At 69.5% G+C, this 21,771-nt stretch carries 21 protein-coding genes and 1 pseudogene; 16 read left to right on the top strand and 6 right to left on the bottom strand.

Features of this window, described 5'->3' with window-relative positions:
- Window positions 1-7 precede the first annotated feature (7 nt).
- On the bottom strand, window positions 8-1,240 hold the full coding sequence (locus ACQ3HE_RS10325; protein WP_430892612.1) for an FAD-dependent monooxygenase: 1,233 nt from the start codon (window positions 1,238-1,240) through the stop codon (window positions 8-10).
- A gap of 92 nt (window positions 1,241-1,332) precedes the next feature.
- Between ACQ3HE_RS10325 and ACQ3HE_RS10320 the strand changes: the two genes are divergently transcribed.
- The 3 genes from ACQ3HE_RS10320 (at window position 1,333) to ACQ3HE_RS10310 (ending at window position 4,046) form a co-directional block, all read left to right on the top strand.
- Window positions 1,333-1,848, top strand: coding sequence for a MarR family winged helix-turn-helix transcriptional regulator (locus ACQ3HE_RS10320; RefSeq protein WP_430892610.1), 516 nt, complete (start codon window positions 1,333-1,335; stop codon window positions 1,846-1,848).
- 357 nt (window positions 1,849-2,205) lie between these two features.
- The gene (locus tag ACQ3HE_RS10315; RefSeq protein ID WP_430892608.1) at window positions 2,206-3,483 is read left to right on the top strand and encodes an alpha/beta fold hydrolase; all 1,278 of its coding nucleotides are present in this window, start codon (window positions 2,206-2,208) and stop codon (window positions 3,481-3,483) included.
- A 26-nt stretch (window positions 3,484-3,509) separates the two neighbouring features.
- On the top strand, window positions 3,510-4,046 hold the full coding sequence (locus tag ACQ3HE_RS10310; protein WP_430892606.1) for a GNAT family N-acetyltransferase: 537 nt from the start codon (window positions 3,510-3,512) through the stop codon (window positions 4,044-4,046).
- Between the two features lie 61 nt (window positions 4,047-4,107).
- On the opposite strand, the gene ACQ3HE_RS10305 is transcribed toward ACQ3HE_RS10310, so the two are convergent.
- Window positions 4,108-4,689 (bottom strand): helix-turn-helix domain-containing protein, encoded by a 582-nt coding sequence (locus ACQ3HE_RS10305; protein ID WP_194599801.1) that lies wholly within the window; start codon window positions 4,687-4,689, stop codon window positions 4,108-4,110.
- Between the two features lie 109 nt (window positions 4,690-4,798).
- Here ACQ3HE_RS10305 and ACQ3HE_RS10300 point away from each other — a divergent pair, with 109 nt between their 5' ends.
- On the top strand, window positions 4,799-5,929 hold the full coding sequence (locus tag ACQ3HE_RS10300) for an epoxide hydrolase family protein (RefSeq protein WP_430892605.1): 1,131 nt from the start codon (window positions 4,799-4,801) through the stop codon (window positions 5,927-5,929).
- A gap of 8 nt (window positions 5,930-5,937) precedes the next feature.
- On the opposite strand, the gene ACQ3HE_RS10295 is transcribed toward ACQ3HE_RS10300, so the two are convergent.
- Complete coding sequence (locus ACQ3HE_RS10295) at window positions 5,938-6,384, bottom strand: MarR family winged helix-turn-helix transcriptional regulator (protein ID WP_430892603.1); 447 nt, start codon at window positions 6,382-6,384, stop codon at window positions 5,938-5,940.
- Between the two features lie 63 nt (window positions 6,385-6,447).
- On the opposite strand from ACQ3HE_RS10295, the gene ACQ3HE_RS10290 reads away from it, so the two are divergent.
- The 11 genes and pseudogenes from ACQ3HE_RS10290 to ACQ3HE_RS10240 all read left to right on the top strand — a co-directional run.
- Window positions 6,448-6,816: a VOC family protein gene (locus ACQ3HE_RS10290; RefSeq protein WP_430892601.1), complete on the top strand. Its 369-nt coding sequence runs from the start codon at window positions 6,448-6,450 to the stop codon at window positions 6,814-6,816.
- Between the two features lie 33 nt (window positions 6,817-6,849).
- Window positions 6,850-7,383, top strand: coding sequence for an AAA family ATPase (locus ACQ3HE_RS10285; protein ID WP_430892599.1), 534 nt, complete (start codon window positions 6,850-6,852; stop codon window positions 7,381-7,383).
- Between the two features lie 143 nt (window positions 7,384-7,526).
- Window positions 7,527-8,573, top strand: coding sequence for an NAD(P)-dependent alcohol dehydrogenase (locus ACQ3HE_RS10280; protein WP_430892597.1), 1,047 nt, complete (start codon window positions 7,527-7,529; stop codon window positions 8,571-8,573).
- A gap of 190 nt (window positions 8,574-8,763) precedes the next feature.
- Window positions 8,764-10,125, top strand: coding sequence for a type III glutamate--ammonia ligase (glnT, locus tag ACQ3HE_RS10275; RefSeq protein ID WP_430892595.1), 1,362 nt, complete (start codon window positions 8,764-8,766; stop codon window positions 10,123-10,125).
- Window positions 10,126-10,130: 5 nt separating this feature from the next.
- On the top strand, window positions 10,131-11,129 hold the full coding sequence (locus ACQ3HE_RS10270; protein ID WP_430892593.1) for an alpha/beta fold hydrolase: 999 nt from the start codon (window positions 10,131-10,133) through the stop codon (window positions 11,127-11,129).
- Between the two features lie 58 nt (window positions 11,130-11,187).
- Window positions 11,188-11,925: a TetR/AcrR family transcriptional regulator gene (locus ACQ3HE_RS10265; protein ID WP_430892591.1), complete on the top strand. Its 738-nt coding sequence runs from the start codon at window positions 11,188-11,190 to the stop codon at window positions 11,923-11,925.
- Window positions 11,926-12,092: 167 nt separating this feature from the next.
- Window positions 12,093-13,412: an ammonium transporter gene (locus tag ACQ3HE_RS10260; RefSeq protein WP_430892589.1), complete on the top strand. Its 1,320-nt coding sequence runs from the start codon at window positions 12,093-12,095 to the stop codon at window positions 13,410-13,412.
- Window positions 13,413-13,524: 112 nt separating this feature from the next.
- On the top strand, window positions 13,525-14,205 hold the full coding sequence (locus ACQ3HE_RS10255) for a DedA family protein (protein WP_274499047.1): 681 nt from the start codon (window positions 13,525-13,527) through the stop codon (window positions 14,203-14,205).
- A gap of 5 nt (window positions 14,206-14,210) precedes the next feature.
- A complete protein-coding gene (locus ACQ3HE_RS10250) occupies window positions 14,211-15,458 on the top strand; it encodes a sensor histidine kinase (protein WP_430892587.1) in 1,248 nt (415 codons plus the stop codon).
- On the top strand, window positions 15,455-16,123 hold the full coding sequence (locus ACQ3HE_RS10245) for a response regulator (protein WP_430892585.1): 669 nt from the start codon (window positions 15,455-15,457) through the stop codon (window positions 16,121-16,123). Before ACQ3HE_RS10250 ends, ACQ3HE_RS10245 begins: the two co-directional genes overlap by 4 nt.
- A gap of 118 nt (window positions 16,124-16,241) precedes the next feature.
- Window positions 16,242-17,351, top strand: a pseudogene (locus tag ACQ3HE_RS10240) (acyltransferase family protein); the annotation flags it as partial.
- A gap of 165 nt (window positions 17,352-17,516) precedes the next feature.
- Here the strand turns inward: ACQ3HE_RS10240 and ACQ3HE_RS10235 are convergent.
- On the bottom strand, window positions 17,517-18,092 hold the full coding sequence (locus ACQ3HE_RS10235; protein WP_430893083.1) for a TetR/AcrR family transcriptional regulator: 576 nt from the start codon (window positions 18,090-18,092) through the stop codon (window positions 17,517-17,519).
- A gap of 45 nt (window positions 18,093-18,137) precedes the next feature.
- On the opposite strand from ACQ3HE_RS10235, the gene ACQ3HE_RS10230 reads away from it, so the two are divergent.
- Entirely contained in the window at window positions 18,138-19,184 is a 1,047-nt protein-coding gene (locus ACQ3HE_RS10230) for an NAD(P)-dependent alcohol dehydrogenase (protein ID WP_430892584.1), read from the top strand.
- A gap of 3 nt (window positions 19,185-19,187) precedes the next feature.
- On the opposite strand, the gene ACQ3HE_RS10225 is transcribed toward ACQ3HE_RS10230, so the two are convergent.
- Window positions 19,188-21,083 carry an FAD-binding monooxygenase gene (locus ACQ3HE_RS10225; RefSeq protein WP_430892582.1) on the bottom strand — a complete coding sequence of 632 codons (1,896 nt, stop codon included), beginning with the start codon at window positions 21,081-21,083 and terminating at the stop codon, window positions 19,188-19,190.
- Window positions 21,084-21,216: 133 nt separating this feature from the next.
- Window positions 21,217-21,750 carry a hypothetical protein gene (locus tag ACQ3HE_RS10220; protein ID WP_430892581.1) on the bottom strand — a complete coding sequence of 178 codons (534 nt, stop codon included), beginning with the start codon at window positions 21,748-21,750 and terminating at the stop codon, window positions 21,217-21,219.
- Window positions 21,751-21,771 lie beyond the last annotated feature (21 nt).

The raw sequence follows: 21,771 nt of genomic DNA, 5'->3' as shown, positions 1-21,771 counted from the left end.
CGGCCGCTCATCGTTCGGCGATCGCCGGCAACGCCCGGTCGCTGTCGGCGATGCGCGTGAGCTTGGCCGTGAGTGGCCTCAGCAAGGCGGACGTCAGGACACGGTCGGCGACACGTCGCGCTGCCAGTCCCAGACGGGTCTGCGGGTAGGCGAAGTTGACGATGCCTTTGGGGATGTTCTGGATCTGGTCGATCAAGGGGCGCATCCACTCGTCGAACGCGGCGAGTGCCGTGTTCAGGTCGCGGCGATCGAGCGGGTCAGTCGGCCCGCCGACCTTCGACAGCGACGCCGCGAGGACGTATCCGCTCGTCACCGCCAGGGAGGCGCCACCACCGCCCATCGGAGTGACGCACCAGGCGGCGTCTCCGATGACGCAGACGCGACCTCGGTGCCAGCTGGGCATCCGGATCTGCGTCAGCTCGTCGACGTAGACGTCCTCGGACGAGGCGAACCCGTCCAGGACGCGTTCGGACTGCCAGCCTGCGTCCGCGTATCGCTCGCGGAGACGCGCCTGCACGGCGCCCCGCTCGAGGCCGGCCAGATCGTCTCGGCCGGCGTACGCGAGGATCGCGCGAGTCGTGCCGTACGGGTCGGGTCGCAGGTGCACCTGACGGCCGCCGATCGCGTTGTACCAGCGCCATCGGTCGTCGTCGGAAGGGGTGCGCGGGATCGTGCCGAATGCCATCGTCACGCCGAGGTCCCGGGCGTCCACTTCCCCCGGCTTGGAGAAGAGACGGTCGCGAGTGCGCGATCGGACCCCTTCGGCGATGACGAGCAGGTCTGCGTCCAGCACTCGTCCCGTGGTGGTGGTCGCCGTGAGCCGGCCTTGCGCCGTGTCCGCGTCGACACCGTCCAGATGCTCGATGGACTCGCCGAAGCAGAACTCCACTCCGGTCGGCAAGGAGTCGAGGATGGTGCGCGCAAGGTCGCCGCGCAGCACCTCGAGTTCGGCTGTCGCGCCGTCGACCCCGTCGGAGGGCAGCTCTGCGGTGACTTTCCCGTTCCGGTCGACGAGCACTGCTCCCGTCTCGGTGGTGTTGGCGGCCTTCACCGCGTCCATGAGGCCCATACGGTCCAGGACGTCCCGAGCGGCACCGCGGACATCCACGTTCTGCCCGCCGTCGCGGAAGGAGGGCGCGCGCTCGACGACGGTCACGGCCCAGCCGGTCCGGTGGAGCCACCAGGCGGCCGAGAGCCCCGCGATGCTGGCCCCCGAGATGATTGCATGCGGTACGGTCATCGCTGATCTCTCTGTCGTGTGTGACCGATCGCTGTTCGACCGGTCGACGTTATTGCTTTACAGTCAAGATACTACACAGTAAAGGTAAATGTATGGATGACATCGACCCCGTAGACGGGGCGTGGACCGACCGCGAGGTGGCCATGATGCAGGGGTTGCGGGATTGGGCCGTCGCCTTCGACGAGCTCAATCGCCATCTGTCGACGTGGATGCATCTGCCTGTGTCGGATGCGAACGCGCTCGGACGGATCGTCTGGGCGGAGCAGGCTGGGGAGCCGATGTCACCGGCGCTGTTGTCGCGCCACCTCGGCCTCACGTCGGGGGCCACTTCCGTGCTGATCGACAGGCTGGAGGCCGCCGGGCATGTGACCCGTCATCGTGACACGGTCGATCGGCGCCGGGTCGGTCTGCGTCCGACGGAGGGGGCGCGTCGCGCGAGCGATCGGTTCCTCGCGTTCTCCGGCGCGGAGATCGCGCGCACCCTGCACGAGACCGCGCCTGAGGAGGCGAGAGTCATCATCGCCTTCCTGGCGCGCATGACCTCGGCTGCGACGGCCGCGAACGGCCGCTTGGCGGAGCGCTCGAAAGCTGCCGCTGCATCTGCTTGACCGCAGACCCAGCCCCGCCGCCGCGGTCCAGGCACCCGAGTGCCGGCTCAAGCGGCGGCGGGGTCTGGGCCACACCCGGGCGAGGGAGCCCGGTAGTGACGATGTTACGCGCTTCACCCCGCTCTCCCGACGGAATGCGCGGCTTGTTCGGAAGATGGCTATGAGAGCTCCGATGCATGGTCCCAGCCCCGCCGCGGCGATCCAGACATTCGGGTGCCGGCTCAAGCGGCGGCGGGGTCTGGGCCACGACCGGGAAGGGAAGTCCCGGTGTGGATGATGGTACGCGCCAGGCCGGGCGGTGTCATCAGCGGGCGTTCGACATCGCGCCCGTCCGATCCTCGGTCTACCGTATGAGTCATGGCGACACGCGGTGGCTCCGAACCCGGCCCAGCGGACGACGGTGGACGACGCGAGCAGGCGCCCACGTCCCGTCGTCGGGTGGTCGGACGGATCATCGGCGTCGCCGCGTTGGTGGCGTTCATCGTGGCGGCACCTGCCGTCGCGCGGCTGCTCGACTTCGGCGTCCGCGTGGGGGAGGGGGCGGCGGTCGAGTCCTCGGTGGAGGGCTTCTACGGGTCGGCTACGCCCACACCGGCGTCGACCTCCGCGACGCCGGGGACGATCGTGCGGAGTGAGCCCGTCGTCGGCGCGCCGGACGGTGCCACGGCGCTGCGGGTCGTCTACCACTCGACCGATGTCGACGGCGCCGACATCCTCGTCTCCGGCCTGATCGTCGCACCGAGTGGACCGGCGGCGGCCGGGAGCCGAACGGTCGTGTCCTGGGCGCACCCGACGACCGGCACCGCACCGCACTGTGCGCCGTCGAGCGGTATCGCGCCGTTCGCGCTCATCGAGGGGCTCACCGACCTCCTCGCGGACGGCAACGTCGTCGTCGCCACCGACTACGCGGGTATGGGGATCCCCGGCCCGGCGTCGTTCCTCATCGGCGCGACCGAGGCGGCGAACGTCCTCGACATCGCCCGTGCCGCGCAGCACGTCGAGGGCATCGGCGCGAGCGACCGCGTCGTGCTGTGGGGGCACTCGCAGGGTGGACACGGCGCCCTGTTCGCGGCGCAGCGTGCCGCCACCTATGCGCCGGACCTCGACGTGCGGGGCGTCGCGGTCGCGGCTCCGGCGAGCGACCTGGCGGCGCTCCTCGAGGACGACATCCGCGACGTCTCCGGTGTCACGATCGGGGCCTACGCCTTCAACGCCTACGCCGAGGCCTATGCAGACCGACTCCCTGCGGAGCCGCTCAGCACCATCCTCTCTCCGGCCGGAGTGGCGGCCGTGCCCGCTATGGCGAAGCTGTGTCTCCTCGGCGAGAACCAGCAGCTGCACGACATCGCCGACCCGATGATCGGCTCGTTCCTGACCGAGGACCCGGCGACGGCCCCCGTGTGGAGTGACCTCCTGCGGGAGAACACGCCGACCGAGCGGATCACCGTGCCGCTGTTCGTCGCGCAGGGATCGAAGGACACGCTCATCCGGCCTGCCGTGACCGCCGCCTACGTCGCCGCGCAGGAACAGGCCGGCGCCTCGGTGACCTCACGCGTCTACCCCGACGCCGATCACGCCACTGTCGCCCTCACGGCCCTCGCCGACCTCCGGGTCTGGATGCGCACACTGGGTTGAAGCGCAACGGCTGCCAGACTGGACGCATGGTCGACACGTTCTTGCGCCCGTGGGACGCCGACGATGCGCAGTCCCTCCAAGCCGCCTACGTCGAGAACGTCGACCTGGCTCCGCAATTCGGCGACGCGGACCTGTCGACGGTCCAGGACGCCGTCCACTTCATCGAGCGCGCGCTGACCTCCTCCGAGTCCCGACTCAACTGGGCGATCGTCCGCAACGGTTCGGTGGTCGGCAACGTCGGTGTCTCCGCGATCGACCGTCGGCACTCCACAGCTTGGCTGTCCTACTGGCTGATCAGGGGTGCGCGGGGCGGCGGTCTCGCGACGCGAGCGGTCAGGACGGTCGCCGATCACGCATTCCGCGAGGGGCTGTTCCGCCTGGAGCTGGGGCATCGGGTCAACAACCCTGCGTCCTGCGGGGTCGCGACACGGGCCGGCTTCCTCCCCGAGGGCATCGAACGGCAGAAGCTCGCGTACGGCGACGATCGCTTCGATGTCGAGCTGCACGCCCGCTTGGCGACTGATCCGGCGCCTGACGGCGATCTGCTTCTTCCGGTTCGTTAGGAGGTCCGGAGCTCCCGCATCAACTGGCGGACGAAACCTGGATCCAACTGCGGCTCACGGCTCACGCGCGGCTCAGGCTCTGCTCGTCGATGAAGATGTTGAGGCGCCGCAAGTGCTCCGGCGAGCGGGTGCGCGCACGCTCCCGCAGGCTGTCGAACTGGGAGACGAACCATGGCTCGGGCAGCGGCGTCAGCTCGGGCCATCGTGCGGTGAGCGCATCAGGCAGTGCTCGGCCGTAATGGGCCCGGAACAGGGTGTCCCATCCGGTGTCCGGGAGTTGCTCTGGAGGTCTGGCGAACAGCGGATCAGTCGCAAGGTCGGGCTCGACTGCGACTTTCTGCGCCGCTTGCGTCAGCAGGCGGAGGGCGAAGGTGCGATCTCCCTCGATGAGTGCGTCGCTCATCGCCTGGGAGACCCCGGCGGGCGAGAACCGAGCGGCGGGTGATGACGACTCGACCGCGTTGATGACGATGTCCTTCCCCAGGGCGCGCAGTGCCCGCTCGAGCGATGCCAGCTTGATCGTCGCGTCCTCCTCGGACTTCAAGAGCTGCGAGATCGCCCCAGGCGTGACGTGCAGGCGCCGAGCCAGTTCGGCCCCGCTCGTCCCCGCAGCGCTCATCGTGTCCCGAATCAGCGTACTCATCGACTCCTCCGATCATTAGCTATAGCTAAATGATACCAGGGCGTCGTGGTCACACACCGTCGCTGCGCATCGTTCATCCCTGTCGGACGTCTGCTCTAGCGTCGACCGCATGCGCTCGTTCCGGATCCAGGTGCCCGATGCCGACCTCGAAGACCTGCGGCGGCGACTCGACACGGTTCGCCTCCCCGCCGCGATCGGTGACGCCGACGAGGAGAGCGCCCTCTCGCTCGACCGGTTGCGGTCGCTCGTCGACCACTGGCGGGACGGCTTCGACTGGCGGCGCATCGAACGCGAACTTCAGGATGTGCCGCAGTTCGAGGCGGAGGTCGACGGGCAGCGGCTGCATGTCGCGCGGCTACCGGCACCGGACGGCGTCACGGTGACGGTCCCGGTGATCGCGTTCCACGGCTGGCCGTACTCCTTCATCGAGATGCTGCCGCTGGCGAGGGAACTCGCAGGACGCACGGTCGACCTCGGCGACGGCCGGACACTCGGCTTCGAGGTCGTCGTCCCATCCCTGCCCGGGTACGGGTTCTCAGCGCCCCTCGTGGACCGGCCGTTCACCGGCCCGGTGGTCGCCGAACTCATGCACGCACTCATGACCGAGGTGCTGGGGCACGCGAGCTACCTCACCTACGGCGAGGACGTCGGGTCGACGACGAGCGACTGGCTTGCGGCGCTCCATCCCGAGTCGGTCATCGGTCAGTTCGCGACGCATGCCGCCTTCCCGTCGGCGTCCCGAGCGCGCGACCTCACCGCCGAGGAGCAGGACTGGCTCGATCGACACGACCAGGAGTGGGCTCGCGGTCTCGCCTATGCCCGTGTGCAGGCAACCAGGCCCGAGATCCTCGCGACGGCCCTGCACGACTCGCCGGTGGGCCTCGCCGCATGGATCGCGGAGAAGCTCCTCGCGTGGGCGGGCGACGGCACCTGGTGGACCGACGACGAGCTGCTGACCACGGTCTCGCTGTACTGGTTCACGCAGGGCATCGGATCATCGTTCCGGCCGTATCGCGACCACCCCAAGCAGCCCGAACTCCCGCTGATCGAGGTGCCCGTGGCCGTCGCCGTGCAGACGGGCGAACGCGGACTCCCGCGCTCCTACGCGGCAAGGGCCTACAGCGACATCCGGAGCTGGACGGAACTGGATCGCGGGGCGCACTTCACGGCCTGGCAGGTCCCGGTCGCTGTGGCGGACCGGATCCAGGCGTTCGTGGAGACCCTTCCCATCACCGACTGACGGGTGCCTCAGCGCTCGTCGTCGCGAAGTGATCGGATCATGCTGCGCAGGACGACGAGTGCTTCCCGTTGCTGCTCGGCGGTCAGGCCGCTCAGCATCCTGACCTCGACCGATCGCACGGCAGCGGTCGCCTGCGCGAGGTGCTCACGACCGAGCGGCGTGAGCCGGGTCGGCAGCGCCTTGCCGACGGGAGCCTGTTCGGGGCGGCTGACGAAGCCGTCGCGCTCGAGGGCCTGCAGGAGCACGTTCATCGATTGTCGGGTGACGAAGGCGCCGCGGGCCAGCTCGGAGTTCGACAGCCCAGGTCGCTGGGTGAGGAGTTCGAGGCAGGAGTAGTGCGTGATCGTCATGCCGAGTGGCCGCAGCACCGCCTCCATGGCTGAGCGGAGTGCGCTCGACGCCTCCTTCAGGAGGTACCCCAGCGAGGTGTCCAGTTCGATCCCGTCTTGACTCATGTCAGTATTCTGACATAGGCTGAGTGTGTCAGATAACTGACACGACAGAAATGGACGCACATCATGCCCGTCACCGGACCGGACTTCATCTCCCTCCAGGTCGCCGACCTCGACGCCTCGCAGGCGTTCTACGAGCGGTACCTCGGCCTCGTCCGCTCGCAGGCCGGCCCGCCGCACGCGGTCGTCTTCGAGACGTCGCCGACCGCCTTCGCCCTGCGCGACATCGTCCCCGGAACCGATCTCGCCTCCGCACCCCAGCCTGGGATCGGCGCGGCGATCTGGCTGCACTCCACGGACGTCCAGGAGATCCACGACGCCCTCGTCGCCGACGGCCACACGATCGTCTCGGCGCCGATCGACGGCCCGTTCGGTCGCACCTTCACCTTCGCCGACCCGGACGGCTACCAGCTGACCCTCCACGACCGCGCCTGAGCTCGTCCGCGTCCGACCGGTCAGAATGGACGGATGCGACGATCGAGAGTGCACGTGATGGGTGCGAGTGGCAGTGGCGTGACCACGCTCGGGCGGGCGCTCGCCGACCACTGGTCCGTCCCGCACGCCGACGCCGACGACTACTTCTGGGTGCCGACCGACCCGCCCTATGTCACCAAGCGTTCTGACGCGGAGCGGGTGCAACTCATGCGCGAGCTGTTCGTACCGCGCGAGGCCTGGGTCCTGTCGGGCTCGATGTCCGGCTGGGGTGACGAGATCGTCGCCGAATGCGACGCGATCGTCTTCGTGACCCTCGATCCGGCGGAGCGGCTGCGGCGTCTGGAGGCCCGAGAGATCGAGCGGCGGGCCGGCGAACCGCATGACGACCGTGCGTGGCGGGAGTTCCGTGAATGGGCGAGCGGCTACGACGACCCTGCGTTCGACGGCCGGAGTCGGGCGTCGCACGAGGCCTGGCTCGTGACTCTGCCGCAACCGGTCCTCCAGGTCGACAGTGGGCTGTCGCGAGCTGAGCTCCTCGAGGTCGTCCTGGCCTGGGAGCCACGCTGACGGGTGTCGGTGCCAGGGCGCTGTCAACGGGGTGCCGGCCGCCGGATCGAGGCGCATACTGGAACGGTCAGACTTATCTGACACACGTCGCTTAGTGAGCGACTGCGGCGTGCGGTTCCGACGCTCGAGGAGGATGTCTCACCATGAAGGCACTGCGGTACACGAAGATCGGCTCGGCCCCCGAGGTCGTCGAGATCGAGAAGCCGACACCGGGGCCGGGTGAGATCCTCCTGAAGGTCACCGCCGCCGGTGTCTGCCACTCCGACGACTACGTCATGAGCCTCCCCGAGGAGGACTACCTCGCGCAGCAGTACCCGCTGCCGCTCACGCTCGGACACGAGGGCGCCGGCGTCATCGAGTCGTTCGGTGAGGGTGTCGAGACGAGCCTGCAGATCGGCGACGCGGTCGCCGTCTACGGACCGTGGGGCTGTGGTCACTGCCTGAACTGCTCGCAGGGCAAGGAGAACTACTGCACGAACGCCGTCGCCGAGGGGATCCGTCCTCCCGGACTCGGCAGCCAGGGCTCGATGGCCGAGTACATGATCGTCGACGACGTGCGTCACCTGGTGCCGATCGGCGACCTCGACCCCGTGAAGAACGTGTCGCTCACCGATGCCGGCCTCACGCCGTACCACGCGATCAAGCGCAGCCTGCCGAAGCTCGGAGCCGGAACCTTCGCCGTCGTCATCGGATCCGGTGGTCTCGGTCACGTCGGCATCCAGATGCTCAAGGCGCTCTCCGGCGCGACGGTCATCGTCCTCGACGTGAGCGACGAGAAGCTCGAGCTGGCGAAGCACGTCGGCGCCGACGTCACGCTCATCAGCGACGAGTCAGCCGCGGGCAAGATCCGCGAGCTGACCGGCGGGGTCGGGGTCGACGCGGTGTTCGACTTCGTCGGCGCCAACCCGACGATCGCCACGGCCACCGCAGTCGCAGCCATGGAGGCCGACGTGACGATCGTCGGCATCGGTGGCGGTTCGGCCACCGTCGGCTTCGGGTCGATCGCCTACGATGCCGCCGTGCGCGTGCCGTACTGGGGTTCGCGGAGCGAGCTCATCGAGGTCTTCGAGCTCGCGAAGGCGGGCAAGGTCGACGTCGAGGTGCAGCCGTACTCGCTCGACGACGCCCCGAAGGCCTACGAGGACCTGCACGCGGGCACGATCCGCGGGCGTGCGGTCATCGTTCCGTAACCACGACTCCCGGAACCGGCGTCCTTCGCACTCGCGACGGGCGCCGGTTCGGCGTTCCAGTGCACCTCGGCGCAGGGTTCACACCCCGGAAACATTTTCGACACTGCATCGAAACTCCACCCACGCATACTTTCAATACAATATCGAAATCAGTCGCGGCGAGGCAGCGACGCAACCGGAGGAGCATCCCATGACCGTCGTCGAGACCGTTACCACCGTGGAGTCCGTCCGCGCCCGACTGCAGGAGGCCGGCGTCAAGTACGCGATGGCGAGCTTCGTGGACATGCACGGCAGCATCAAGACCAAGTTCGTCCCGCTGTCGCACCTCGAGCGCATGGCCGGGGGATCGGAGCTCTTCACGGGGGCCGCGCTCGACGGCCTCCCGCAGGCGATCAGCGACGAGGAGCTCTCCGCCCGTCCCGACCTCGACAGCGCCGTGCAGTTGCCGTGGCGGAAGGACGTCGCCTTCTTCGCGAGCGACCTCTACACGAAGGGCGAGCCGTTCGAGGCGGCGTCGCGCAACATCCTCAAGCGCCAGCTCGATGCCGCGGCCGAGATGGGCTTCACCTTCAACCTCGGGATCGAGACCGAGTTCTTCGTCCTCAAGGACACCCCGGAGGGCGTGGCCGAGGTCAGCGACCGCGACGACCTCGCGAAGCCCTGCTACACGGCGACCGCCGCGCTCGACAACCTCGATTGGCTCACCGAGCTGGTCGAGGCGATGACCGAGATGGGCTGGGGCGTGTACTCGTTCGACCACGAGGACGCCCCGGGGCAGTTCGAGATCGACTTCAACTACTCCGACGCGCTCACCATGGCCGACCGCGCCGTGTTCTTCCGGCTGATGGCCAACGAGATCGTCCGCAAGCACGGCTACTTCGCGACCTTCATGCCGAAGCCGTTCGCCGACCGGAGCGGGTCGGGTGCGCACTTCAACATGTCGCTCGCCGACATCGAGACCGGCGAGAACCTCTTCGAGACGGACGACGACCCGCGTGGTTGCGGCATCTCGGAGCTCGGCTACAAGTTCATCGCCGGTGTCCTCAAGCACGCGCCGGCACTCTCGGCGGTCATCGCGCCGACGGTCAACAGCTACAAGCGGCTCGTGCGTCAGGGCAGCATGTCGGGTTCCACCTGGGCGCCGGTCTTCGTGAGCTACGGCAACAACAACCGGACGAACATGCTCCGCGTGCCGCTCCAGGGTGGGCGCGTGGAGTGCCGGGCGGCCGACATCAGCTGCAACCCGTACCTCGGGGCGGCACTCATCCTCGCCGCGGGCCTCGAGGGCATCCGTGAGGACCTCGACCCGGGAGCGCCGCACACCGAGAACATGTACGACTACACCGAGGCACAGGTCGCGCAGCTCGGCATCGGCATGCTGCCTCGCAGCCTCGGCGAGGCGGTCGACGAGTTCGCCACCGACTCGCTGTCGCGTGCCGTGTTCGGCGAGGCGATGTACGACGCGTTCATCGACTACAAGCGCCAGGAATGGAACGAGTATCAGGCGCACGTGTCGGACTGGGAGACCGCCCGCTACCTGAAGTTCTTCTGATCCCGATGCACCAGGTTCTCGACCTCGGGAGGTTCGCGCTGGAGTCCGGCGCGGACCTCCCGGAGGCGCGGCTCGCGTACACGACGCAGGGCGCGCTGAACGCCGACGGCGACAACGCCGTCCTGCTCCCGAGCTACTACACCGGGACACACGCGAGCTACGAGCCGTGGATCGGGTCGGGCCGGGCGCTCGACCCGGCCCGCTGGTTCATCGTCTCGGTGAACCTGTTCGGCAACGGCGTCTCGACGTCGCCGTCGAACGCGGCTGAGGAGGTGCGCGGTGCCGCGTTCCCCGAGGTCTCGATCGGCGACGACGTCCGTGCGCAACGGCAGCTCGCCGAGCACCTCGGTGTTCGTCGCTGGCGGCTGATCGCCGGCTGGTCGATGGGCGCGCTGCAGGCGTACGAGTGGGCGGTGCGGTACCCGGAGTTCGTCGACGCGTTCCTCCCCGTCGCCGGTGCCGCGCGGTGTTCCCCCCACAACGCCGTCTTCCTGGCGGGTGTCGAGGCGGCGCTCCGGGCAGATCCGGCCTTCGATGGCGGCCGCTACACGACACCGCCGCTGGCCGGACTCCGCGCATTCGGGACGGTGTATGCGGGGTGGGCCTACTCGCAGGCGTTCTTCCGCGACGGCACCTACCGTGAGCTCGGGTACGCCGACGTCGCAGACCTCCTCGAGGACTGGGCGGCCGACCACGAGCGGTGGGACGCGAACGACCTGCTCGCGATGCTGTGCACCTGGCAGCGGGCGGATCCCGGGCGAGGGGTCGAGGGCGGTTTCGCCGCGGCCCTCGGGGGTGTGCGCGCGCGGAGCATCGTCATGCCGTCGTCGACCGACCTCTACTTCACCGTCGAGGACAACGTCCTGGAGTCGGCGATGATGCGTCGGAGCGAGGTGCGGGTGATCGAGTCCGACCTCGGCCATGTCGCGGGGCGGCCTGGCGTGCGTGCGGCCGAGACGGCCGTGATCGGGGCGGCCATGCGGGAGCTGCTGGCCGAGAGGTGAGCCGTCCTGCCCGCCCGTAGGATTGGTGGAGGTGTCCGCGAGCAGGGAGTGGTGATCGATGGCCGGCCGCACAGGAGCATCGCCCGGTCGTCCTCGCGCGAGCGGCATCGCCGCTGAGGATCCTCGTGAGGAGATCATCCAGGTCGCGACCAGGTTGTTCGCGGAGCGCGGGTACGAGCGCACGAGCATGACGATGCTGGCCGAGGCGTGCGGGATGAAGCAGTCCTCGCTCTACTACTGGTTCGCAAACAAGCGCGAGGTGCTGCGGGCGACCGCCGCCTCGAACCGCCAGTCGGTCGGCGCCGCGGAAGCCCTCGGTCCGATCGAGGCTGAGGTTCCCGCGAAGCTCTACCGCGTCCTCTACGAGGATGGCGTCGCGATCTGCGAGGCGCCCTTCGACTACAACGAGATCGAGCGGCTCGCAGCGGAGCATCCCGACGACCTCGCGTCGTTCTGGGACGACTACCGCACGTTGTTCACGTTCATCGCCGGACTCATCCGCGACGGGGTCGAGCAGGGGACCCTCGTCCTCGGCGGCAGCGAGACGCCGGAGTGGGCGGCAGCGGCGGCACTCCACGCCAACGAGGGCATGCAGAAGGCCTACCGCTATGGCTCCGGCGACATCGCCGCGCAGTACCCGCCGGTCGAGGCCGCCGAGGGTGCGAGCGAGACGGACCGCATCAGGGCCTTCGCGCGGCGCACCGCCTCCGCCACCCTCCACAGCCTGTTGGTCGACCGCGCTGCACTCACCGACGTCGAGCGGGCTGCGCTCCAACTTGACCTCGCGGCCAGCTGATCTGCCGATGGCGCGTCGTGACCGCTAGAGGGTGCCCGCTCCGCTGATCCCGTAACGAACACGAAACGAATTCGATACTGCATTGAAACCGGTCATCGTGACAATTGGATGACCTATTGAAAATGCGGTCGTCCGTTTCGGATCCCGCGCGAACCCTGGAGGTCCGGATGGACACGGCTGCAATCGCGGGCAACACGGCATGGCTCCTGACGGCGGTGGTGGCCGTGGCGCTCATGCTGCCCGGCCTGGCCATGTTCTACGGCGGGATGGTCAGCCGTCGCGTCACCATGAACACGATGATGATGATCTTCGCGTCGTTCTGTCTCGTCGGGATCCTCTGGGTGGCCTTCGGCTACTCGATGGTGTTCGGTGACAGCATCGGCGGCCTCGGACTCGTCGGCGACCCGACCGAGTACCCGGGCCTCGGCCAACTACTCGTCGCGCCGGAGGGGAGCACGCTGCCGCCGCTGGCGCTCGCCGCACTCCACCTGATGTTCGCCGGTCTCACGATCGGGATCGTCGCGGGAGCGGCCGCCGGTCGGATGAAGTTCGGCGCGTGGATGGTCTTCGCCGGTGTGTGGTCGACGCTCGTCTACTTCCCGGTCGCGCACTGGGTCTTCGCCTTCGACTCGGCCGACGGCAGCGTGCAGGGCGGGTGGCTCGCCAACACGATCGGCTCGATCGACTACGCGGGCAGCACCGCGATCCACGTCAACTCCGGGGTCGCCGCCCTCGCACTCGCCATCGTCCTCGGCAAGCGCAACGGCTTCCCCTCGCAGCCCAAGGCGCACAGCCTCCCGCTCACCCTGCTCGGCGCCGGACTCCTCTTCGTCGGTTGGATCGGCTTCGACGGCAGCGCCCTCGGTGCGGCCGACAACAACGCCGCCGTCGCGGTCTTCAACACCGTCGCCGCCACCTGCGCCGGCGTCATCGTCTGGCTCGTCGTCGAGAAGCTGCGCGACGGTCACCCGACCACGCTGGGCGCCTGCTCGGGTGCGATCGCCGCACTCGTCGCCATCACGCCCTCCTGCGGCGCGGTCACCCCGCTCGGCTCGCTCGCGATCGGCGCCGCCGCCGCGGTCGTCTGCTACTTCGCCGTCAGCCTCAAGGTCCGCTTCGGCTTCGACGACGCCCTCGACGTCACCGCCCTCCACTTCGTCGGCGGCGTCGTCGGGGGTCTCCTCATCGGTGTCCTCGCGGTGCCGCTCGCGCCCAGCGGCGGCGAGGGACTCCTCGCGGGCGGCGGCTTCCTCCTCCTCGGCAAGCAGGCGCTCGCGATCGTGGCCGTCTTCGCCTACACCTTCACCATCACCTGGGTGCTCGCCAAGGTCCTCGACAAGACGATGGGCATCCGGGTGTCGGCCGAGACCGAGGCGCAGGGGCTCGACGTCGCCCTCCACGCGGAGAACGCGTACGAGATCAGCACGCACGAGGCGCTCGCCCCGCGCGGGCACGCCGAGCCGAAGGTCCCGGCCGTCGTCGAGTAGTCCCGGACGGCCCCCGCGGTCGACCGTCCCCTGCCGAGGACACCACCGCGGTAGGGGGTGGTCGATACCCCAGGGTGATGCCCGGCGTCCGTCCGCTTCGTAGCGTCGGAGCATGGACGTCATCAACGAACTCATCCTCGGCGCCGTGACCTCACCATGGCTCTACCTGGTGATGTTCGCAGCGGCCGTGATCGACGGCTTCTTCCCGCCGATCCCCAGCGAGACGGTGCTCGTCGCCGCCGCGGCGGTCGCCGTCTCGACCGGTGGGTCGAACCTCCTGCTGCTCTGCGCCGTCGCGGCGGTGGGGGCGGCGATCGGCGACAACCTCGCCTACCTCATCGGCCGTGGCGTCGGCACGACCCGCTTCGCCTGGATGCGGCGTCCGCGCATCGCCGCGGCCTTCGACCGGGCCGGGCGGACCCTCGGCCGGCGGGGCGCGCCGCTCATCCTGGGTGCGCGCTACATCCCCGTCGGACGGGTCGCCGTCAACATGTCGGCGGGTGCCCTCCGGTACCCGTGGCGTCGTTTCCTGCCCCTGAGCGTCATCGGTGGCGTGACCTGGGCCGCCTACAGCGCGCTCATCGGCGTCGTGGCCGGGAAGCTCTTCGAGGACCAGCCGTTCCTCAGCTCCGTCATCGGGGTCGCCGTGGCGCTCGTCCTCGGTCTCGTCGTCGACCGGGTCGCAGCGGCGCGTCGTCGTCGTCGCGAGCGCTCGGAGGCCGCTGCCGGGGCGAGTGGGACCGAGGAGGCGGAGGCGGACGACCACCCCGTCCTGGTGCTGGTGGGAGAATGACGACCATGGATCGCACGTCGCCCGGCATCACTCGTCGGACCGTCATCCTCATCGTCCTCGCGGGCGTCGGAGTTGTCCTGCTCAGTGTCCTCGTGCCGATCCAGAGCCTCCTCTACGGCACCGTGCTCCCGGCGTCGTTCCTCCTCGGAGCCGCGATCTGCGGGGCACCTGTCCTCTCCGTGGTCCTTCCGCGCGTCGCGATCGCGCTGTTCGCCGCCGCCGCGTTCGTGCTCCCGCTCATCGCCTCGGCCGATCACGACCCGGTCTGGCCGTGGCCGTGGTCCGTACCCGCGCTCATCGCGTTCGCCGTCCTCGTCGGGGCCGTCACCTTCCTGCACGGCTGGTTGCCGGGGCTCATCACCCTGCTCGTGAACATCGCCGGCTCACTCGTCGCAGCGCTGCTCGTGCCGTCCGCCGCCGACCCGACCGCCATGGCCGCCGACCTCATCGTCGCGTCCTCCATCGCTGCCGTGGCGTTCCTCGTCGCGCTCCTCGTCTCCGGGCGCGTGCGCATCGGCGAGGAGCTCAACCGGGAGCGCCAGGTCTCGGCCACCGAGCAGTCGCGGCGGCTGCTCGTCGAGGAGCGCACGCGGATCGCCCGCGAGCTGCACGACGTCGTCGCACACAGCATGTCCGTGATCCAGGTGCAGGCCTCGACCGCCAAGTACCGGGTGCCCGGCCTCGCGGACGAAGCCACGGCGGAGTTCGACGACATCGCAGCGACCGCCCGGGCGTCGCTCGTGGAGATGCGTCGCCTGCTCGGCGTCCTGCGGACCGAGGATCAGGTGGCCGAGTTGACGCCGCAGCAGGGCATCGCCGATCTCCCGGCGCTCGCGGAGAGCCTGCGCCGGGTGGGCGCCGACATCACCCTCCAGGTGACCGACACCGACGGCGCCGAGGTCCCGCCGTCTGTGCAGATCGCCGCCTTCCGCATCGTCCAGGAGGGCATGAGCAACGCGGTACGGCACGCGCCCGGCGCACCGGTCGCCGTGGACGTCCGGGTCGACGACGCCGCGGTGCACCTGCGCATCCACAACGGAGCGTCCCGGTCGGCTGGTGAACACGGGGCCGGACACGGCCTGCGCGGCATGCTGGAGCGTGCGGAACTCCTCGGCGGTAGCCTGAGCGCCGGGCCGGACGGCGAGGGTGGCTGGCGCGTCGTCGCCACGTTGCCGGTCGCCGTGTCGTCCGAGCCACGGACCTCGACACCCTCGTCCCCCTCTCGACCCGTCTCCACGAAGGATCGCCCGTGACCATCGACGTCCTCATCGCCGACGACCAGGCCATGGTCCGCGCCGGGTTCGGTGCCCTCCTCGACGCCCACGAGGGCATCCGGGTGACCGGTCAGGCGGCGAACGGCGCGGAAGCCGTGAAACTGTCCGCACGCCTCGACCCCGACGTGATCCTCATGGACGTCCGCATGCCCGAGCTCGACGGCATCGAGGCGGCGAAGCGCATCCTCGGCCCGGGCTACCCGGCGGCGAAGGTCCCTCGCATCATCATGCTCACCACCTTCGACATCGACGACTACGTCTACGACGCCCTGCAGGCCGGGGCGAGCGGCTTCCTCCTCAAGGACGCGCTGCCCGAGGACCTCGTGCACGCCGTGCGGGTGGTCGCGGCCGGTGACGCACTGCTGGCCCCCAGCGTCACCCGGCGGATGATCGCGCAGTTCGCCGCGCAGAAGCCTCGAGCCTCGCATGGCGCCGCGCGGCTGGCGGAGCTCACCGAGCGCGAGCGCGAGGTGCTCGTCCTCATCGGCCATGGGCGGTCGAACAGCGAGATCGCCGCGACCCTGTTCATCGCGGAACAGACCGTGAAGACCCATGTCGGCAAGGTCCTCGCGAAGGTCGGCGCGCGCGACCGCGTGCAGGCCGTGATCTTCGCCTACGACACCGGACTCGTCGCCCCGTCCTGACCCGGACCCCGCGCGTCGGCGCCTCACCCCTGGGTACGGGGCGCGACGACACCGCCGGGTGATGTGCCCTCGGGTGCCGCGTTCATAACCTCCTCGGACATCACCGAGGAGGACCGTCATGGCCATCACCCACGCAGCACCGATCAACGCCAGAACCGATCGCGCCAGACCGGTCCGCACCGGGCCCGATCGAACCAGGGGCGAACGCGACCGCGGCATCGACCTCGTGCGTGCCTGCTGCATCGTCGGTGTCGTCGTCCTGCACGCGATGATGGTCGGCGTGACGGTGACCTCCGCCGGTCCCGTGTTCGAGAACGCGAGTGACGGCACCGCTTGGATCGCCCCGCTCAGCTGGATCCTCCAGGTCATGCCGCTCTTCTTCGTCATCGGCGGGTTCGCCGGCCTGCTCGCGTATCGACGCCACCGGTCGCACGGCGCGCCGGCCTCGGCGTTCGTCGCCGCGCGGCTCCATCGCCTGTTGCTCCCCGCGGTCGTCACCATCAGCTGTGTTGGAGCTGCCCTCACGATGCTGACCGTGGCCGGTGTCCCCGCCGACCTCGTCGCCATGGCCGGCTTCCGGTTCGGCCAGCCACTCTGGTTCCTCGGCGTCTTCCTGCTCTGCCAGGCACTGCTGCCTGCGCTCGCCGCCGCCCACGAGCGCGCACCGCTCCCGTCGATCGTGTCGCTCGCCACCACGGCCGTGCTGGTCGACGTCCTGCGTGCGACCACCGGTCTCGACGCCCTCGGATTCATCAACCTCGTCCTCGTCTGGACCGCGCTCCAGCAACTCGGGTTCTTCCTGGCGGACGGCTCGATCGGTGCGCTCAGCCGGCGTGTCCGGGCGCTCGCCGGTGTCGGGGCGGTCGTCGTCCTCGTGCTCACGTGGTGGACCGGCGTGTACTCCAGTGACCTCATCGCGAACATCAACCCGCCCACCGCGGCGCTGCTCCTCGTCGGGGTCGCCCACACGGCACTGCTGTCGCTCGTCCGCGAACGACTGACTCGGCTGAGCGCGCGTCGCCGGATCGCGTTCGTGACCGACTTCGTCACCCGTCGCGCCATGACGATCTACCTCTGGCACATGCCGGTACTCCTCGCCATGGCCGGCGCGTCCGCCGTGTTCGCGCTGACGACCGGCATGGTCCTCCCCGCGCCGGACAGCCTCGGGTGGTGGCTCGGACGGCCCCTCTGGCTGGTGGTGGCACTGACGCTGACCGCACTGGTCGCGACGGTGTTCGCCCGTGTCGAGCAGGTTCCGAGCCCGGTCGCGACCGGTGTACGACGGCGACTCGCGATCGCCGTCCTGCTGGGGCTGAGCGCGATCGTGGCCCTCCTCGTGGTCGGTACGACGGTGCTCACCGCGGCGCTCGCCGTCGTACTGATCCTCGCCGCGCTACTCCTGAGCGCAGAGACCGTCGCGGATCATCGCAGCCAGTGCCGCGCGCCGGCGCTGGTGCACCTCGGGTGCGTCGGCGGACGTGGCGACGACCGTCATGGACGCCTGGGCCCAGGTCGCCGCGGTCGAGATGAGCAGTGCCCACACGTCGGTCGGGTCGAGGTCGGCGCGGATCGACCCGGCTCGTTGCTCGGCCTCGATGTCTTGGAGGTGGCGGAGGTCGTGGTCCTCGAGGCCGCTGTAGAGGTAGCCGGTGCTCTCGCGCTCGAGCCGTTTCCACATGACGAGGCGGGCGAGCGCCGGATCGGCGAGGTAGTCGTCGTACAGCCGGGCCGCGTACTCGGGGAGCTCGGCGGCGGTGAACGGCACGCGGTCGCCGTTCGCGATGACGTGGGCGTGGAAGACGGCGTCGAACAGCTGGTCCTTCGCGCCGTAGTAGGCGTAGATCATCGGTTTGCTCATGCCCGAACGCTGGGCGATCCTGTCCACCCGTGCGCCGGCGATGCCGTGGGTGGCGAACTCCTCGGTCGCGGCGTCGAGGATGCGCTGACGAGTCTGTTCTGCGGTGTTCATCGCTCGAGTGTAGCGACACTACCAACTAGTAGGTAGTATCAGCCCATGCGCACAACCGCCCTCATGTCCACCGCTGCTCCCCGCTCCCTCCGACCGACCGTCATCGATCGCCGCGACCTCCGCCCGGACGATGTCGACGTGCGGGTCACGCACTGCGGCGTCTGCCACAGCGACCTGCACGCCCTCGCCTCCGCGGGACCCGCGGCCGGACTCGTGCCCGGACACGAGTTCGTCGGGGAGGTCGTCGCCGTCGGCTCCGAGGTGACGTCCTTCGCCCCCGGCGATGCCGTCGCCGTCGGCAACATCGTCGACTCGTGCGGTACCTGCACCATGTGTCTGCGCAGCCAGGAGAACTCCTGCTTGGAGTTCCCGACCCTCACCTACGGTGGCCGGGACCGCATCGACGGGAGCACGACGCTCGGCGGCTACTCCGGGCGCTATGTCGTCCGCGACAGCTTCGTCTATCACCGCCCGGCCTCCCTGGATCCGGCGGGTGTGGCACCCCTGATGTGCGCCGGCATCACCGTCTGGGAGCCGCTCCGCACCAACGGCGTGGGGGAGGGGACGCGGCTCGGCATTGTCGGCCTCGGCGGTCTGGGGCACCTCGCCGTCCGACTCGGCCACGCGCTCGGCGCCGACGTCACGGTCTTCACCACCTCCGAGGGCAAGGCGACCGACGCGCTGCGGCTCGGGGCCTCCCGAGTGGTGGTCTCGACCGACGCCGAGGCGATGGCCGCAGCGGCCGGCAGTCTCGACCTCGTCATCGACACGGTCTCCGTGGAGCACGACCTCACACCGTACCTCCGCGTCCTCGACCTCGACGGGACCCTGTGCTCGCTCGGTTACCTCGGACCGATCTCCATCCAGACGATGGACCTGCTCCTCGGCCGGAAGCGACTGACATCGTCGGGCAGTGGCGGTCACCGGTGGACGCAGGACCTGCTGGACTTCTGCGGCGCTCACGGTGTGACGGCCGACGTCGAGCTCGTCCCGGCGGCGGACGTGGACGTGGCGCTCGACCGGCTCGCCCGCAACGACGTCCGGTACCGCTTCGTCCTGGACCTCGCCGACATCGACGCCGAGCTCGCCTGACGATCAGGAGTGCGTCGTCTGCCGTCCCATCACGCCGTCGAAGAACGCCGCGAGCTCCGCGGTGGCCGTGAGCGGGAGCACGTGGGCGACGTACTGGTCCGGACGCACGACGACGACGGCACCCGCTCGGTCGACGCCGCGCCCGGCGAAGATGTCGACGTCGGGATGGCGGGCGTAGACCTTCTCGTAGTCGATGAGGTCGAACGGGCCGACGCGCGGCAGGAACACCGGCGGAACGGTGCCGAGGTCGATGTCGGTGTGGCGCTGCTGGTAGACGATCTTCACGTCGAACCAGTCGTCGGCCCGCACGCCGTCAGGCACCGCGCGGAGCGGTGACTCCGGGTCGTCCTGCAGCCAGGCGGCGAGCTCCGCCGATCGGCCAGACGCTGGCGAAGCGGCATCCGCGAAGACGTAGATCCGCCAGCGCCCGTCGGCCGTGGCGTGGTGTCCGAGATGGATGTGGTTGGCGTCCGCGACGCGCGAGGTGAGGGCGGACTTGAACCGCTTGCCGATCGGGAAGCCACTCGCGAGGTGCTGGTGGGTCGCCTCGCCGACGATCGCCGACGGGCTGTACTCGGTCATGAAGCCGGCCGGGAACTCCGCGGTGCGCACGTAGAAGTCGGCGAGCTCGGACGGGTCGGCGAACTCCTCCGGTCGCTTCGCCATGAGCGTCGACCACTCCCGGTCGAAGCCGATGAGGTCCTGCGCGACCACCTGCCGCTCGGCCGAGTAGGTCGCGAGCAGACTCTCCGGGCTGCGGCCCTCGAGCACATGTCCGAGCTTCCACGCGAGGTTGAACCCGTCCTGCATCGACACGTTCATTCCCTGGCCGGCCTTCGCGCTGTGGGTGTGGCAGGCGTCACCGGTGATGAAGACGCGCGGCGTGCGCGTGCCGAGTTCGTCGAGCGGGACGTCGTCGAAGCGGTCCGTCAGGCGATGGCCGACCTCGTAGACGCTGTGCCAGGCGACGTGCTTCACGTCGAGCCGATAGGGGCTCAGGATGGTGTTCGCGTGGTCGATGATCTGCTCGATCGAGGTCGACCGCACGGCCTCGCTGCCGCCCGACGGCACCTCGCCGAGATCGACGTACATGCGGAACAGGTGCCCGCCCTCGCGGGGGATGAGCAGGATGCTGCCGCCGGAACCCGACTGGATGGCGCACTTCGTGCGGATGTCGGGGAAGTCGGTGACCGCGAGGGCGTCCATGACGCCCCACGCGTGGTTCGCCTGGTCGCCGGCCAAGGTGCAGCCGATCGCCTGGCGGACGGCACTCCGGGCGCCGTCGGCCCCGATGACGTACTTCGCGCGGACGGTCCTGCTCTCGCCGGAGGACTCATCGCTCGTGTCCAGCAGCGTGACCGCGACCGGGTACTCCGCGTCGTCGTCGATCTCGAGTCCCTGGAACGCCCACCCGTAGTCGGGGCGCATCCGGGTCGGGGCGTTCGCCATGTACTCGGCGAAGTAGTCGAGCACGCGAGCCTGGTTCACGATGAGGTGCGGGTACTCGCTGACGCCCGTCGTGTCGTCGAGCGGGCGTGCGCCGCGGACGATGCGGCTCGGGTCGTCGAGGTCGGGCTTCCAGAACGCCATCTCGGTGATCCGGTACGCCTCGGCGGTGATGCGCTCGGCGAAGCCGAAGGCGTCGAAGGTCTCGACGCTGCGCGCCTGGATGCCGTCCGCCTGGCCGATCGCGAGGCGTCCCGGTCGGCGCTCGACGATCCGCGTGGTGATCGTCGGGAAGCGGGACAGCTGGGCGGCGGCGATCATGCCGGCCGGCCCGCTGCCCACGATGAGGACGTCCATCTCCTCCGGGAGGTCATCGGGCCGGTCGACACCGACGCCCGCTGCGGGCAGGACGCGCGGATCACCGGAGACATAGCCGTGGTGGTGGAACTGCATCGATTCCTCACTTCATCGTCAAGAATTCGATAATGGAACACGCTGTTCGCTTATCGCACGGCAGACACTACCCTGCACCGGCGCACGGTGGAAGACCGTTCGCCGGTGCAGGTGCAGCTCGAGTCGCGGGAGCTCAGTCCTTCGTCGCCCAGGTGCCGAGGTCCTTGACCTCGATGACCGTGGGCAGGGCGTCCTTGTCGCCGAGGAAGGCCTGGCAGGCGACGAGCGGGGCGTCGGGGGACACCCCGGCCGTCGCGTTGCCGTCCGGAGTGCAGTCGAACTGACCCAGGACCTTGATGGGCTGGTAGCTGCCCGTGCCGCTGAGCTTCCATTCGTCCGTGGTCGGCACGGGAAGTGCGGAGCGGTCGGCGTCCTTGATGTCGCCGTCCGTCAGCGTGACCGAGTAGGTGACGAAGTACGGGGTCTTCCCCTCGTCCGACGGCGTCGACTGCACGCCCATCTCGGCGAGGTCGCTGAGCTTCCCCTCTCGGACGTCGTCGATGGCGAACGACATCTCGACGCCCATCCCGACCTCGACGGCCACACCCGTGCCGAGCGCCAGGGCGTCGTCGGGGGCTTGCTGCGGGCTCGAGCAGCCGGTGAGGGCGATCCCGGCGGTCGCTGCGACGAGGGCGGTCAGGGCGAGGGTGCGGTGCATGCGGATCATGTCATCGACGGTATCGGGGAC

The sequence above is a fragment of the Plantibacter auratus genome (assembly GCF_050587365.1).
GTDB lineage: Bacteria > Actinomycetota > Actinomycetes > Actinomycetales > Microbacteriaceae > Plantibacter > Plantibacter auratus.
The sequence above is the reverse complement of the archived record's forward strand: the minus strand, read 5'-3'. Positions and strand labels throughout refer to the sequence as shown.

What these genes read in the sequence shown, in the direction of transcription:
- ACQ3HE_RS10325 (WP_430892612.1), bottom strand. Translation starts at nt 1,240, where the DNA reads ATGACCGTACCGCATGCAATCATCTCGGGGGCCAGCATCGCGGGGCTC.
- ACQ3HE_RS10320 (WP_430892610.1), top strand. Translation starts at nt 1,333, where the DNA reads ATGGATGACATCGACCCCGTAGACGGGGCGTGGACCGACCGCGAGGTG.
- ACQ3HE_RS10315 (WP_430892608.1), top strand. Translation starts at nt 2,206, where the DNA reads ATGGCGACACGCGGTGGCTCCGAACCCGGCCCAGCGGACGACGGTGGA.
- ACQ3HE_RS10310 (WP_430892606.1), top strand. Translation starts at nt 3,510, where the DNA reads ATGGTCGACACGTTCTTGCGCCCGTGGGACGCCGACGATGCGCAGTCC.
- ACQ3HE_RS10305 (WP_194599801.1), bottom strand. Translation starts at nt 4,689, where the DNA reads ATGAGTACGCTGATTCGGGACACGATGAGCGCTGCGGGGACGAGCGGG.
- ACQ3HE_RS10300 (WP_430892605.1), top strand. Translation starts at nt 4,799, where the DNA reads ATGCGCTCGTTCCGGATCCAGGTGCCCGATGCCGACCTCGAAGACCTG.
- ACQ3HE_RS10295 (WP_430892603.1), bottom strand. Translation starts at nt 6,384, where the DNA reads ATGAGTCAAGACGGGATCGAACTGGACACCTCGCTGGGGTACCTCCTG.
- ACQ3HE_RS10290 (WP_430892601.1), top strand. Translation starts at nt 6,448, where the DNA reads ATGCCCGTCACCGGACCGGACTTCATCTCCCTCCAGGTCGCCGACCTC.
- ACQ3HE_RS10285 (WP_430892599.1), top strand. Translation starts at nt 6,850, where the DNA reads ATGCGACGATCGAGAGTGCACGTGATGGGTGCGAGTGGCAGTGGCGTG.
- ACQ3HE_RS10280 (WP_430892597.1), top strand. Translation starts at nt 7,527, where the DNA reads ATGAAGGCACTGCGGTACACGAAGATCGGCTCGGCCCCCGAGGTCGTC.
- glnT (WP_430892595.1), top strand. Translation starts at nt 8,764, where the DNA reads ATGACCGTCGTCGAGACCGTTACCACCGTGGAGTCCGTCCGCGCCCGA.
- ACQ3HE_RS10270 (WP_430892593.1), top strand. Translation starts at nt 10,131, where the DNA reads ATGCACCAGGTTCTCGACCTCGGGAGGTTCGCGCTGGAGTCCGGCGCG.
- ACQ3HE_RS10265 (WP_430892591.1), top strand. Translation starts at nt 11,188, where the DNA reads ATGGCCGGCCGCACAGGAGCATCGCCCGGTCGTCCTCGCGCGAGCGGC.
- ACQ3HE_RS10260 (WP_430892589.1), top strand. Translation starts at nt 12,093, where the DNA reads ATGGACACGGCTGCAATCGCGGGCAACACGGCATGGCTCCTGACGGCG.
- ACQ3HE_RS10255 (WP_274499047.1), top strand. Translation starts at nt 13,525, where the DNA reads ATGGACGTCATCAACGAACTCATCCTCGGCGCCGTGACCTCACCATGG.
- ACQ3HE_RS10250 (WP_430892587.1), top strand. Translation starts at nt 14,211, where the DNA reads ATGGATCGCACGTCGCCCGGCATCACTCGTCGGACCGTCATCCTCATC.
- ACQ3HE_RS10235 (WP_430893083.1), bottom strand. Translation starts at nt 18,092, where the DNA reads ATGAACACCGCAGAACAGACTCGTCAGCGCATCCTCGACGCCGCGACC.
- ACQ3HE_RS10230 (WP_430892584.1), top strand. Translation starts at nt 18,138, where the DNA reads ATGCGCACAACCGCCCTCATGTCCACCGCTGCTCCCCGCTCCCTCCGA.
- ACQ3HE_RS10225 (WP_430892582.1), bottom strand. Translation starts at nt 21,083, where the DNA reads ATGCAGTTCCACCACCACGGCTATGTCTCCGGTGATCCGCGCGTCCTG.
- ACQ3HE_RS10220 (WP_430892581.1), bottom strand. Translation starts at nt 21,750, where the DNA reads ATGATCCGCATGCACCGCACCCTCGCCCTGACCGCCCTCGTCGCAGCG.